Origin of the sequence: Mesorhizobium sp. BE184 (assembly GCF_031457045.1) — a bacterium.
Lineage (GTDB): Bacteria > Pseudomonadota > Alphaproteobacteria > Rhizobiales > Rhizobiaceae > Mesorhizobium.
Map to the genome: position 1 here is coordinate 83,874 of NZ_JAVDVU010000004.1, position 14,549 is coordinate 98,422.

Below are 14,549 nucleotides of genomic sequence, written 5' to 3' on the forward strand. Positions count from 1 at the left end.
CTTACCTTCCCTCTGCAGGCGGCAGGTTTGTCGCGCAGGGCAGCGCACCCCCACCCCTATCCCCTCCCCACGAGGGGGAGGGGGATTCTGCGGCAGCGCCACTATCGGTCTGCCATGGAGATTTCGGCTGAAGCGGTCGCGTCGGCGTCTCCCTCCCCCTTGTGGGGAGGGGATAGGGGTGGGGGTGCGCTGCCACTGAGAATTGGATCATTGGCTATCGGCGACAGCGCCTCACGGCGCCTTCACTTCCATCATCCCCATGGCTGTACGGGCCGAATATTGCGGCCGGTACATGTCCTCGACGCTCGCCGCCGGATGCGCGTAGACGCCCGGCGTCACCGCCCGCACCACATAGGCCAATGTCTTGGAGCGGTCGCCGTCGTCGGCTTCCGGATCGAAGGCGGCGACGAAGCGGTCGTTGCGGAACTCCAGATGCGCGGCGTTGGTCTGCGCCAGCCAGGGGAAGCTGGTCAGGTTGGCGCTGGAGACGAGGCCCGGATTGTCGATCTCGAAACCGGCCGGCAAAAGATCGGTGACGAGGATGCGCTGCGGCCAGTCGTTCTGCTGGTAGACCTTGAGCACCACGACATAGCGCTCGTTCTGCATCGCCTCGGTGACGTTGGCTTCCGAACCGTCGAGCCGGTAGTAGGTGCGCTCGATCGTGTAGCCGTCGCCGCTGGCCGGCAGCGGCTGGGTGGGCGCCGCCACCGTGGTCACCACCGCCTGCAGCGGATCCTTGCCGGTGTTCGCCACCGTCAGCGGGCTGTCGACGAGGTCGCTGCCGGCGATGTCGGAAGAATACGCGCCCTTGTGCGCCTGGCCATTGATGGTGAGCTTGATCGAGTCGTTGCCTTCCTTCAGTGCGCGGGCGGCGAGCAGCATCCAGGCGTTGTCCTGCGTGCTGGTCCAGCGCATGTCGGCGCGGGCCCTGGTCGTGTAGCTGACCAGTTCCGGCACGACGGACGGCACCGGATTCGATTCCGCCGCCAGCGCCAGCATGGCGGCGCCGTCGCGCAGCCGCGAGCCGTAGTCGGAGCGGTAGTAGTTGTAGTCGGGGGTCGATTTCGCCAGCCGCAGCGCGGACTGGAACGTCGCCTCCGAACGCTGCGCATCGCCGTAGAGGGCGAGCGCCGCGCCAAGCTGCGCCACCGCCATCGGGCTGGTGAAGGCTTCGAGCTTGGTGTCGGCATAGTAGCGCAGATCGCCGATGGATGCCTTCTTGTTGCGGGCCAGAACATAGAGCGCGTAGGCGATCTCGCTGCCGCGGTCCTGCACGTCCTGATCGTAGCCAACGGAGTTCTGCAGATTGTTGAGCGCCTGCGTGAACGCCGCCGCCGGCACCTCATATTTCTGTTCGCGGGCGCGGGTGAGGAAATCCGTGACATACGAGTCCAGCCACAGGTCGCCGGAACCCGGCGACCACAGGCCGAAGCTGCCGCCGGAAGCCTGATAGCTCAGCACGCGGTAGATCGCCTTCTGCACGCGGTCACGCAGTTCGGGATCGATGGTGATGCCATACGGCCCCGACATCTCGTTGACGTAGAGCAGCGGCATGGCCGTGCTGGTTGTCTGCTCGGCGCAGCCATAGGGGTATTTGTAGAGCGAGAGCAGCAGCGACGGCACGTCGAAGGCCGAGGTCTGCGAGACGCCGACGCTGACGGACGCGCCTTCCAGGATGCTGGCGGCGAGCAGCTCGCGATCGATGCGCAGCGACCCGCCATTGCCTTTCAGGTCCACCACCATCCGGTTGGTGACCGGCAATTGCGAAGGCCGGATCGGAAGATAGAGTGTCTGCTCGATGTCAGGGCCGCCTTCATGGGCAAGCCTGACGGTGATCGAGGCGTCACCGGCAGTGACCCCGATCAGCGGCACCGCGAAGGTCTGGCGCTTGCCGGTGGCGAGCGTCAGCTTTTCCGGCACGCCGTCGTCGCCGATCGAAAGCCCGCCGGTCGAATCGATCGACACGGCATAGTCGCCTTCCGGCCCGTCCGTGTTGGCGACATCGAGCCGCATGGTGGCGGCGTCGCCCGGCGCAAGGAAACGCGGCAGGCCGGCGGTGATCACCACCGGGTCGCGGACGATGACGTCGGTGGCGGCATGGCCCACGGCCTTCTTCGTCCAGGCGACCGCCATGACCCGCACCGTGCCGTTGAACTGCGGTATGTCGAAATCGACCGTCGTCTTGCCGTCGGCATCGAGCTGCACCGGGCCGGAGAAGAACGCGACCAGCTTTTCCTTCGGCGCGCTGCCCTGCGACTGCATGTTCGCGCCGTCGCCGCCGGTGCGCAGCCGCCCGGCCGCGCCCAGCGAACCGTCGATCAGCCGCCCATAGATGTCACGCAGTTCCAGCCCCATCATGCGCTGGCCGAAATACCAGTCCTCGGGGTCGGGAACCTTGTAGTTGGTCAGGTTGAGAATGCCGACATCGACCGCCGCCACCGTGACGTAGGCGGGTTCATTCCCCGCGCCCTCGACGGATACGGGAATCGAAAGGGTGCGGCGCGGCTCGGTTTTTTCTGGCGGCGTCAGGGCAACGGCGAGCTTCTGCGATCCTGGATCGATCTTGAGCCAGTGCACGCCGATGGCGCGGGCCGGCATACGCGTTTCCTGCGCGTCGCCAGGGCGATAGAGGGTCGCGGTCACATAGGCGCCGCCACCCCAGTCCTCGCCGACGGGGATATCGACGGTGCCGCCGCCAGCCGGGATGGTCGCCGACATCGTCTTGAGCAGCCTGTCGGCGCCGACCGTCACCAGAAGCTCGCCGGCGAAATGCGGCGAAACCTGCAGCTTGGCCACGTCGCCCGGCACATAGGCGTCCTTGTCCAGCGCGATTTCCAGCGCGTCGGGCGTTTCGGTGGAGGACGCCGCCACGTACCAGCCGGCATCGAATTCGTAGCTGCTGCCGGGGCCGTCCGGATCGGCGGTTTCGACCTGCAGGCGGTAGCGGCCCCAATCCACCGGCACTGAAACCGTCGCCTCGCCATTGGCCGCTATGTCGACCTGGCCGTTGGCGACGGATTTGGTGAAGGTGACGGGCTCATAGTTCCAGGAGCCGCCATTGCGGTACCATTGGTAATTGCGCTCGACCTTGACGAGCGACCACAAGGCCCCCTTCAAATCCTCGCGGCTGCCGTCTGAGGCGGCGGCGATGATCGAGAACTTGGCCGTGCCGCCCTGCGGCACCTCGTCGGTGAAATCGGGCCGGATGCCGATCATGCTGCCTTGCGGACGGATGCCGATGTCGAGCGAGCGCTCGACGGCGCGGCCGCCCGTTTCGCGCATGCGCACCGTCACCTTGGCGTTGACGAGCTTGGTCGTCGAGGGCAACTGGTCAGCGGAGACCGGGAAGGTCGCCTTGCCGTCTTCACCCACCGGCGGCAGGCCTGCCAGCGGCGTCACCGAAGGCTGGGCGGCCTCTTCGTCGGCGAGACCGAAGGAATAGCCCTTGAAGCGGTCCCAGGTGCTCGTTGCCGAAAGCGTCGTCTCGCCCTCGAGCGCCAGGCCGGCGGCCGGCGCGCCATAGAGGAAACGGCCGTCTACTGTGACGTTGGCGGTTTCGCCCTGGGCGATTTCCGTCTTGTCGCTGCTCAGGTCGAACTCGATGCGGTCGGGCACGAAATCCTCGACCAGGAACATCTGGCTGGCGATGGCGGCCTGCTTCGGATCGGTGTGGATGGCCACCGTCCAGGTGCCGCGCATGGCATTCGGCTCCAGCGGCAGATCGACCGCGTGACCGCCGGCCGACACGCCGTCGCTGATGACGCGGCGCGCCTCGACACCGTCGGGGCGGGTGAAGATGAAGGTGAGCGGCAGGTTCTCGACCGCCTTGGCGGCGCCGTCGCGGGCAAGCGCCGTCACATGGACGTCCTCGCCGGCGCGGTAGATGCCGCGCTCGGTCCAGGCATAGACGTCGAGCGCGCCGGGCGCGGGCCGGCCCTCGACGCCACGGTCGGACAGATCGAAGCCGGCCTTGGTCATGTCGAGGAAGACGAAATCCTCTTCGCCCTGTTTCGCCGTCAGGACGGCGGGCACCATGCCGCCTTCGCCGCGGCTCAGGCCGGGGTTGAAGACGGCGCGGCCTTCGGCATCCGTGGTGGCGGTGCCGAGGATCTCGTTGTTGCGGGCAAGCAGGGTCAGTTCGACGCCTGCAATCGGCTTGGCGGTGCCGAGCGAACGGGCAAAGACGCTCAGGCCGTCCTGCCCGGTATAGGTCGACAGGCCGATGTCGGAGACGACGAACCATTGCGTTGCGCGCGAGTCATAGGTGTCGCCGGTGTCGTCGACCGCCTGCGCCGTCAGGACATAGACGCCGGGCTTGCGCCGCGGCAGAGCCTCGTCCACCGGGAAGGAGGTGGTGACCTCCTTGTTCAAATCGCCGGTGATGTCCATGCGGCCTTCCCAGACCGGCGCGCCCATCTGGTCGGATATGCTATCGATGTCGTAGCCGTCGAGCTGGCGCAGGAACTGGTAGCCCGACAGGAGCTGGGCCAGCGAGCGGTCGCCGATGCGGTAGAGCTTCATGTCGGCGGCGTTCATGTTGACGGTGACGACAGGAATGCCGCGCCGCGCGCCGGCCGGCAGCACGAAGGCATCGCCGGTGAAGCGCGCCGACGGCGCACGGTCCTGGACATAGACCGACAGCACGACGGGCGCGGTGATGACCTCGCCGATGGCGGCGGGCAGGCCGGAACGGAACGTCACGTCGTAGTTCTGGCCGTGTTCGAGGCCTTCGACGCAGATCTGCTTGTCCTTGGCCTCGATGCCCTTGGGCGCGGCTCCGTCGACGGTGACGAACTGGGCGTAGTCGATGCCGGTCTTGACCAGATCTTCGGAGAACTGGGCGCAGACACGCGGCGCGCTGGTGTCGGCCTCGACCGTATGGTCGATGACGCGGAAGCCTTTGCGCGCCTTGAGGTCGTCATACTCCGCCTGCACGGCGGCGGAATTGACCAGCGCCAGGCTGGCTTCATAGGCCTGCAGGGCAGGGCGGTAGAGGTCGCGCTTGTCGAGGCCGGCGGCGATCACCGACAGCGCCTCGGCGCGGGTTCTGGTGGTGCGCAGGAGATTGTAGGCGCTGATGCCGGCGGAGGTGGCGTTAGACTGCAGGCGCGAGGTATCCTGACTGTCTGTCGGCTGTACCGCCAACGTTTCGCGCGTAAGCCGCAGCCAAAGGTTGCCGTCTTGCGGCATGGCGGAAACCGCAGCCTCGTATTTCTGCATCGCGGTGCGGTGGTCGCCCGTCAGCGCGGCCTGTTCGGCGGCTTCCGTCAGGGCGGAGAGGCCCTCGGTCGGCTTGGTGAAGGTCGGGCCGGCGAGGTAGTTGCGGTACTGCTGCGCCTGATCGGCCATCCAGGCCGGAAAGAAGGCGAGTTCGGGCGGCGCGCCGATGTCGGGATCGCCGTCAATGGGCACGACCTTGCCGACGACCGCGCCATTGAACGGGTTCAGCCTGTTGAAGTCCGATTTCAGGAAGCACCACTTCGCTTTGACGTTGTAGGTGAAAGCGCGGCAGGCGGAGTCGCCCAGGCAAGTGGTCTTGCACTGATCCAGCGTGACGTTCTGCGAAGACCGCAGGTCGAAGCCGAAGTAATCCGAATTCTCGCTCGTGACGATCCTCTTGCCATCGGCGGCCAATGCCGCGCCGGCAAGGCCGGAAAGGACAAACAGGAAAACGGAAAGAAAACGGACCGCGCGCAAAAACATCACACCCTCCTGATGTTGCCGTGCTCCCAGCATGTTCAAGCTCAGCTTGCGCTTGTCAATCCAGGATCAGGCAGGTACTGCCCCAAGGTACGAGCCGCGGCCGGTGGCGCCACGAAGTCGCCGGAGGACAATCACGCTTTCTTGCCAAAGTGCAGAAGGTGTGAATTCCAAGCCCGCCGCAATTCAGACAATTGGATTGTGGCTCCTTTACGAGCGCTTCAGAAGTTCATTCCAATTTTAGGATTGCGGACTAGGTTCTAGAGTGATGCCGGCGCAGAAGAACAGGTTTTTCGGGAGCGGTGCGCCGGGGCGCAAGCTTTCGCGTGCCCTGATTTCCGCGCTTCTCTGCTCGACCGTGCTGCTGGCCGACAACCGTCCGGCGGCCGCTTTCGAGATATTCGGCCTCAAGCTGTGGGGTTCGGACGACGATCAGGATCAGGACATCATCGATCCGCTTCGCTATGCGGTCACCATCGAGGCGCCGGGCGCCGACGACGATCTCAAGGAGCAGCTTGAAAACGCCTCGGTGTTGAAAGGCGACGAGGAACGGCCGGTTTCCGGCTCGCTCGGCCTGCTGACCAAGGCGCGCGGCGACCGCGAACAGCTCGTGGCGGCGCTCTACAAGAATGCGCATTACGAAGGCGTGGTGACGATCGCCATCGCCGGCCAGTCCGTAGACGACCTGCCGCCGGATGCCGAATTCACCGGGCCGCAACCCGTTCCGGTGACGATCACCATCGAACCGGGGCCGAAATTCACGCTGGGTGACATCGTCCTCAAGGGCGACGCGGCCGGTCTGGCCAGCGCCGATTTCGGCCTGATCGCCGGCGGCGATGCCGGGTCCGGGGCCGTGCTCAAGGGCGAGGCAGCCATCGTGCGGGCGCTGAAGGAAGAAGGCAGGCCGCTGGCGGCGGTCACCGGGCGCGAAATCGTCGCCGACCACAGCACCTCGACGCTCGACGTGACGCTGACTGTGGCTGCCGGTCCGGTGGCAGGCTACGGCGACACGACTGTCGAGGGCACCGAGGCGGTGGACCGCGATTTCACCGAATACATGACCGGCCTGAAACGCGGCCGGCAATATTCGCCCGAGGAGATCGACGACGCGCGCGAGCGGCTGCTGGGGCTGGAAGTCTTCAATTCCGTCACGCTGAAGGAAGGCGAGGCGCTCGACGCCGATGGCAATATTCCCATCGATGTCGAGGTCAGCGAGCGTAAGCCGCGTTATTTCGGGCTGGGCGGAACGGTTTCCAACACGGAAGGCCTCGGCATCGAGGGCTACTGGGGCCACCGCAATTTGTTCGGCCGGGCGGAGAAGCTGCGTATCGACGGGAAAATCAGCGGCATCGGCAGCAACGACATCTCGAAGCTGAACTACAATGCCGGCATCATGTTCGAGAAACCGGGCGTGCTCGGACCGGCATCGAAATTCTTCACCAATCTCAAGACCGTCTACGAGCATCCGGACGCCTTCGACCATTTCTCGGTCAAGGGCGAGGTCGGAATTTCCTATGAATTGAGCAAGAACCAGACGGTTTCGGCCGAATTTTCCCTCGATTATTCGAAAATCGAGGACAGTTTCGGGCATCATAAGTACCTGATCGCCAGCATTCCGCTGCAATATGTCTATGACAACCGCGACAACCGCCTCAATCCGACGACGGGCGTCCGTTTCCTGGCATACGCCGAACCGAGCTACGACATCCTGAACGGCGCCGCCTTCGTCAAGCTCAGGGGCGAGGGCTCGGCCTATCAGGCGATCGATTCGGCCGGCAAATACATTGTCGCCGGCCGCATCAACATGGGTTCGATCTTCGGGGCTTCGCTGCAGGAGGTGCCGGCGGACCGCCGCTTCTACGCCGGCGGCGGCGGCTCGGTGCGCGGCTATGCCTACCAGGGCATCGGCCCCAAGGACATCAACGACCAGCCGATCGGCGGCCTGTCCTTCTTCGAGACATCGGCCGAACTGCGCGTCGCCGTCACCGACACGATCGGCATCGTGCCCTTCATCGATGCCGGCACGGTTTCAACCAAGCAGTTTCCGGATTTCTCCGACGTGAAGGTGGGCGCAGGTATCGGCCTGCGCTATCTGACGCCATTCGGGCCGCTCCGGATCGACGCCGCGGTTCCGCTCAACGGGGACAAGGGCGATCCAAGTTTCGGCATCTATGCAGGCATTGGCCAGGCGTTCTGACGGCATGATGAAAATCATCAAACGCGTAATGCGGGTGCTGTTTTATCTGGTGGTCATCGTCGTGGCCGCCGGACTCGGCGCGCTCGTCGTTCTGACGACGACGGAACGCGGCAAGGAAAACCTTGCCGGCATGATTTCGACCATGGCGTCGTCGGCCGACAGCAAGGTTCAGGTCAGCGGCCTCGAAGGCATATGGTCGGGCGCGCTCAGGCTCGACCACGTCGTGCTGGAGGACGGCAAGGGGCCGTGGCTGGTGCTGCGCGACGTGGCCGTTGACTGGTCGCCGCTGGCGCTGCTGTCCAGGACCTTCAGCGCCGAGCGCGTCGCCGCGGGCCGCATCGAGGTGGCGCGGCTTCCTGTTGCCGGGACGGAAAAGAAGAACAGCGGCGAGACGACGCTGCCCGTATCGGTCGACATCAAGCAGATCGACCTGCCCGAAATCGCGCTCGGCCAGGACCTGGCCGGCGCAGGCATCGCCGAGCTGGCCGCCAGGGGTTCGCTCAAGGCCGATGCCTCGCCGCTCGCCGTCGAGACGGTTCTGAATGTGGCGCGCAGCGACGGCAAGCAGGGCAGCATCGACGCGGCGATCAATTTCGCGCCCGCCGACAACAAGCTCGACCTCGACGTCAAGGCGGCGGAGCCGGCCGGCGGCATCATCGCCAACCTGCTCAAGCTGCCCGGCGCACCGCCCGTCGATCTCGCCATTTCCGGCAACGGCCCGCTGGCGGACTGGAACGGCACAGGAACCTTCAGCGTCGACGGGCAGGTGGTCACACGACTTTCAGGCCGCCACCAACTGACCGACAAGGGCAGCCGCGTCGAGGCCAAGGGCGACGGCGATTTCGCCCGCTTCGTGCCGGACAGGCTGAAGCCGCTGCTGTCCGGCGCCGTGAATTTCGACCTCGCCGGAACGAAGACTGAAACGGGCGGCATCGAGATCGAACGCGCCAATGTCGACAGCGCCGCTATCCACGGTGTCGCCAAGGGCACGATCAGCCCGGCCGGCGCCAGCGATTTTGCCCTCGAATTCACGTCGGCCGGCCCAACCGTGCCTCTATCGCTCGGCAGCGAGGAAAGCCCGATCGACATCGAACTGAAATCGGTGTCGCTGCGCGCACTGGGCGATGGCCAACAGCCGGCCGTCGATGTTGCCGCCTCGCTGGCCAAGGTTTCCACCAACACCACCAAGGTCGATAACATCGCGCTTGCCCTGCATTCGGATGCGTTCGACGTGACGACCCGCACCGGTCCGATCTCCGGCACCGTCACCGCCGACAAGCTTGGCCTCGACAATCCGACCATCGCGCCGTTGATCGCCGGCAAGATCAGGGCGGAAGTGGCCGGACGGATCGATGCCGACACGATCGTCGTCGACAGCGGATCGATCCTCAGCGACGCGCTGAAGGGTGCTTTCGATGGTCAGGTCTCGCTTGCCGACGGTTCCATAGAACTCAATGTGAAGGCCGACGCCGCGTCTGCCGCGCTGCCGGCGGCGGCGCGGCCGATTCTCGGCGAACGCACAACCCTTTCGACCCGCCTCAACCGCGACACCAACGGCAATGTCTCGGCGAACGCGATCGAGCTTTTGTCCGGTCCGGTGACCGCCAGCGGCAGCGCCAGCTTTGTCGACGGGCAAATAGAGGCCGACCTCAAGGGCGCGCTGAGCGACATTTCGCGACTTTCACCTCAGGCGAAAGGGGCAGTCGAATTGGCAGTGAGCGCCAAGGGCGCGCCAAAATCGCCGGACGTGCTGGTGACCGTGCGAAGCTCGCAACTGACCGTCGCCGACCGCGACATCACCGGGCTGCGGCTGACGGCGACCGGCAAGGCCGACATGGCCAATCCCGCCGCAGACGTGACGCTTGCGGGCATGGTCGCCGGCGAGAAGCTCGACGGCAAGGCGGTGCTGAAAACCTCGCAGGGCCGGCGCGAGATCAACGGTCTTTCGCTGTCGCTCGGCAACAACCGCATTTCCGGGGACCTTCTGCTCGACGACGCCTTCGTGCCGGAGGGGACCGTCACGTTCGAACTGCCGGACATCGGCCCGCTGGCGGCGCTGGCGCTGGAAAAGGCGGAAGGCGATGCAAAGGGAACCATCGTGTTCTCGAAGCAGGGCGCGGCGCCGCAGGTGGCGGTGAAGGCCAATGCGAACCGCATCATGCGTGGCGATCTCTCCGTCAGCAAGGCGACGGTCGATGCGCTGGTCGCGGACTATATGGCGAAGCCAGTGGTATCCGGGAAAATCAGGGCCGACAGCGTCACCTCGGGCACGACCGTCATCCGCGGCATCGATGTCGATCTCAAGCGCGACGGCGAGTGGACCGGCTTTTCCGGCGGCGCCACGGTGAAGGATATTCCTGCCAGGGCCACAGGCAGGGTCAAGGTCGCCGATGGCGCCACCACGGTGGAGCTGGCGACGGGCGAGGCCACTTTCAAGGGACTCAAGGCGACGATTGCGCGCCCCTCGACCATCGCGATCGCGGACGGCGTCACCCGGCTGCAACAACTGACCCTCGGCCTCGGTGGCGGGACGGCCACCGTGACGGGCACCGCTGGGCAGGCGCTCGATCTCGACGTGGCGCTTGCCGGCGTGCCGCTGTCGGTCGCCAACAATTTCGCGCCCGGCCTGGATGCGGCGGGCACTGCCTCGGGTAGGGTGAAGGTGACAGGCGCGCCCTCCAGCCCTTCAATCAACTACACCGTCAAGACCAGCGGCGTGCAGACCTCGCAGACGCGCGGCGCGGGGATTGGCGCGCTGAATGTCACCTCGTCGGGCACCTTCAGCGGCAAACGGCTGAATTTCGACGCCGACATCGGCGGCGCTTCGGGCCTTGGCCTGCGGGGCGGAGGAACGGTGACGACCGGCGGCACGCCGAACCTTTCGCTCGATTTCTCCGGCAAGGTGCCGTTTGGCTTCCTGGCCAGCCGGCTGGCCGCGCAGGGGCTTTCGCTGACCGGCACCGCCGACGTGTCGGTTCAGGTGACTGGCCCGGCGAGCAAGCCGGTCATTGGCGGTTCGGTGCGAACCTCCGGCGCACGATTCGTCGATGCGAAATCGGGATTGGCGGTCAACAACATCAGCGCCGATGTCGCGCTGGGCAACAGCGTCGCCCGGATCAACAGCCTGACCGGCACGCTGTCGACGCGCGGCAGCCTGTCGGCCAGCGGCACGGTGGGCATCGACCCGGCAGCCGGTTTCCCGGCCGACCTAAGCATCAAGCTGGTTGATGGCCGCTATACGGACGGCCGCGTGGTGACGGCGAACCTGTCCGGCGATCTGACGGTCAAAGGCCCGCTGGTCTCGGCGCCGGTGATTTCGGGCACAGTCAATCTCGGCCGCACGGTGATCACCGTGCCGGAAAAGCTGCCGGCCTCGCTGTCGGCGCTTGATGTAAAGCACAAGAACGCGCCGGCGGATGTGCGTGCGCAGGACAGGGCGCTCAACCCGGGCGGCGCCTCGAAAAGCAGCGGCGGCGGACTTGCGCTCGACGTGACGGTGAATGCGCCCAACCAGATATTCATCCAGGGCCGCGGCATCGATGCCGAACTTGGCGGGTCGCTGCGGCTGCGGGGACAGGCATCGGCGCCCGAGGCGGTCGGCCAGTTCGAACTGGTGCGGGGGCGGCTGTCCATCCTCGGCAAGCGGCTGACCTTCACGGAAGGCACGCTGACTTTTTCCGGCTCGCTGGTCCCATATCTGAACCTGACAGCCACGTCCTCGGCCACCGACACCACCGTCACCATCAAGGTGACCGGCGAAGCGAACAATCCCAAGTTTGCCTTCGGCTCGATCCCATCCCTGCCGGAGGACGAGGTGCTGGCGCGGCTCATCTTCGGGCGGTCGATGTCGAACCTGTCGCCGTTGCAGATCGCCCAGCTGGCCGAAGCGGCCGCCCAGCTTGCCGGTGTCGGCGGCTCGACCTCGCTGCTCGAAAAACTGCGCAACGGCCTCGGCGTCGACGATCTCGACGTGACCACGGACGAACAGGGCGGCACCGCCGTCTCAGCCGGCAAGTACCTCAACGACCGCACCTATGTGACGATCCAGAAGGGCGAGAAGCCAGGTTCAGGCAAGGCCCGCATCGACCTCAATGTCGGCAAGGGCGTCAAGCTGCGCGGCGAGGCCTCGGATGCCGGCGAGGCCAAGGGCGGGATATTTTACGAGAAGGAATATTGAGGCTGCGCTTGCTTTCGCGGGGCGTATGCTCCTGGCAGCGAAGATCGGGCTCCAGCGGGAGGCGAGGCGCGGACGGACGAGGCGAAGGTCCTTCAACGGTGATGCACCAGAAGTTCAGATCGCGCGCTATCGGCGTGCGCTGCGACCTGCTTCCTGGCCAAGGCGATAAGCAGTGCGCTTGAGCCATCTGTTCGCGCTTGCTCTGCCTTCGCGTTGCACGCGACGCTCGTATTCTGGCTTAAGGCGACGCATCACTTCATTCATCTGTGCCTGAGATGGCTGCGCCGTTTGATGATGTTTTCGATATTTCGGCCGATTGACGCCGGCGTTGCCTTGAGAACGCTCAAGTTGCCGTCCGAAGCTCTCGGACTGAAGAGAAGAGCCAAGGTAGTCCTGTGCCGATGCGATTGTTGTCACGGATAGGGTTAGTGCCACGGCAAGAACAAACTTCATGGTTCTGTCCCTATCATAGTGCTCGTGCAAACGTACATGGTGCTTAGCGACAAGCCGTCAAGCGGGGGCGGGAAGCGGGCGATCCAGTCGGGCCGAGCTCGGGAGTGCTTGCGACACCAATGCCGCCGCCGAACCAAAATCTGTCGCGGTTGTGACAGGAAACCGGCCGCAATAGCGATTTTGCGTCAGGGTTGTCGTAATCGCGCCAACCGCCTTGCCGTCAAAGTTGCACATTTGCCGTTGGGGCATCCATGGGCGGTTTTTGACATCACCCGTCGGATGCGGAATGCTAAACGGCAGAACGCCACCAATGGGAGCTAGTGATGACAAATTACAAGAGCAATGGCGATTTCGTTCCGGATCACATTCTGGCCATGGCCGAAGAGGCCAAGGCAGGCCGTGTGGACCGCCGTGAATTTCTTGCGCTTGCCAGCGTGTTCGGCGCCTCGACGGCGATGGCCTATGGACTTCTCGGAATGCCGGTGCCTGCCCGCGCGCAGGATGCCGCGCCCAAGAAGGGCGGCGTGCTGAAGGTGCAGATGTTCATCAAGGCGCCGAAGGACCCGCGCCTGGCCGACTGGACCGAAATCGCCAACACCATGCGCCAGTCGCTGGAGGCGCTGGTGCTCTACACGCCCGAATACACGTTCGAGCCTTACCTGCTGGAAGGCTGGGAAGTGAACGACAATGCCACCGAATATGTCCTGAAGCTGCGCAAGAACGTGACCTGGACGAATGGCGACCCCTTCGTCGCCGACGATCTGATGTACAATCTGGAGCGCTGGTGCGATGCGAGCGTGGAAGGCAATTCCATGGTCGCGCGGATGGGGACGCTGGCGGACAAGGACAGCAAGAAGATTCGCGAGGGCGGCGCCACCAAGGTGGATGACCACACGATCAAGATCGTGCTGACCGAGCCGGACATCTCCTTCGTGCCGAACTTCGCCGATTATCCGGCGCTCGTCGTTCACCCGAGCTTCGACAAGGACGGTTCCGACTTCACCAAGAACAAGATCGGCACCGGCCCGTTCGAGCTGGTTTCCTTCGATGTAGGCCAGCGCGTCGTCTACAAACGCCGCGAGAAGGGAGCCTGGTGGGGCGGCGACGTGATGCTGGATGGCATGGAGTTCATCGACTACGGAACCGACCCGTCGGCCATGGTCAGCGCCTTCGAATCCGGCGAAGTCCACGCCAACTACGAGACGACGCCGGACTATCTCAAGGTCCTCGACGATCTCGGCCTGGAGAAGTCGGAAGCGGTCACGTCGATCACCATCGTGGCGCGCACAAACGTCAACAACAAGCCGTATGACGACCAGAAGGTGCGCAACGCGCTGCAGTTGGCCGTGGACAATGCTGTCGTGCTCCAGCTCGGTCAGTCGAATGCCGGCGTGCCGGCGGAAAACCACCACGTCGCGCCGATCCACCCGGAATATGTCGAGCTGCCGAAGATCGCCCGCGACATCGAGAAGGCCAAGGCGATGATGGCCGAGGCCGGCCAGGCGGACTTCGAGCACGAGCTGATCTCGTCCGACGAGGACTGGCACAAGAACACCGGCGACGCCATCGCCGCCCAGCTTCGCGAGGCCGGCATCAAGGTCAAGCGGACCGTTCTTCCCGGCTCGACCTTCTGGAACGACTGGACGAAATATCCTTATTCGCTGACCAACTGGACGATGCGGCCCTTGGGCGTGCAGGTACTGGCGCTGGCCTATCGCACCGGCGAAGCCTGGAACGAGACCGGCTGGTCCAATCCGGACTTCGACAAGAAGCTGGCCGAAGCGCTTTCCATCAACGACCCGGAAAAGCGCAAGGTCGTGATGAAGGATATCGAGACGATCCTGCAGCAGTCCGGCATCATCATCCAGCCGTACTGGCGCAAGGTCTACAACCACCACAAGCCGGAGGTGAAGGGCTACTTCCAGCACCCGATGCAGCAGTTGAACCTCGGCAAGGTCTGGCTCGAGGAAGCATGACGGGCTACCCTGGCGGAGCGCGTGACGCTCTGCCAGGTTTCCGCTG

5 protein-coding genes are annotated in these 14,549 nt (G+C 64.9%); 3 read left to right on the top strand and 2 right to left on the bottom strand.

Annotation, left to right across the window (positions count from 1 at the left end):
• Positions 1-231: 231 nt before the first annotated feature.
• On the bottom strand, positions 232-5,703 hold the full coding sequence (locus tag J2X35_RS18445; RefSeq protein WP_310188903.1) for an alpha-2-macroglobulin family protein: 5,472 nt from the start codon (positions 5,701-5,703) through the stop codon (positions 232-234).
• A 265-nt stretch (positions 5,704-5,968) separates the two neighbouring features.
• Here J2X35_RS18445 and J2X35_RS18450 point away from each other — a divergent pair, with 265 nt between their 5' ends.
• Together J2X35_RS18450 and J2X35_RS18455 are read left to right on the top strand one after the other, a co-directional pair.
• Positions 5,969-7,897: an autotransporter assembly complex family protein gene (locus J2X35_RS18450; protein ID WP_056110638.1), complete on the top strand. Its 1,929-nt coding sequence runs from the start codon at positions 5,969-5,971 to the stop codon at positions 7,895-7,897.
• 7 nt (positions 7,898-7,904) lie between these two features.
• On the top strand, positions 7,905-12,074 hold the full coding sequence (locus J2X35_RS18455) for a translocation/assembly module TamB domain-containing protein (protein ID WP_310188905.1): 4,170 nt from the start codon (positions 7,905-7,907) through the stop codon (positions 12,072-12,074).
• 126 nt (positions 12,075-12,200) lie between these two features.
• Here the strand turns inward: J2X35_RS18455 and J2X35_RS18460 are convergent, their stop codons facing one another.
• Positions 12,201-12,527, bottom strand: coding sequence for a hypothetical protein (locus J2X35_RS18460; protein WP_310188907.1), 327 nt, complete (start codon positions 12,525-12,527; stop codon positions 12,201-12,203).
• Positions 12,528-12,850: 323 nt separating this feature from the next.
• On the opposite strand from J2X35_RS18460, the gene J2X35_RS18465 reads away from it, so the two are divergent.
• Positions 12,851-14,503, top strand: coding sequence for an ABC transporter substrate-binding protein (locus tag J2X35_RS18465; RefSeq protein ID WP_056110634.1), 1,653 nt, complete (start codon positions 12,851-12,853; stop codon positions 14,501-14,503).
• Positions 14,504-14,549: the final 46 nt, after the last annotated feature.

Coding starts and splice junctions, on each gene's coding strand:
- J2X35_RS18445 (WP_310188903.1), bottom strand. CDS start 5,703: ATGTTTTTGCGCGCGGTCCGTTTTCTTTCCGTTTTCCTGTTTGTCCTT.
- J2X35_RS18465 (WP_056110634.1), top strand. CDS start 12,851: ATGACAAATTACAAGAGCAATGGCGATTTCGTTCCGGATCACATTCTG.
- J2X35_RS18450 (WP_056110638.1), top strand. CDS start 5,969: ATGCCGGCGCAGAAGAACAGGTTTTTCGGGAGCGGTGCGCCGGGGCGC.
- J2X35_RS18455 (WP_310188905.1), top strand. CDS start 7,905: ATGAAAATCATCAAACGCGTAATGCGGGTGCTGTTTTATCTGGTGGTC.
- J2X35_RS18460 (WP_310188907.1), bottom strand. CDS start 12,527: ATGAAGTTTGTTCTTGCCGTGGCACTAACCCTATCCGTGACAACAATC.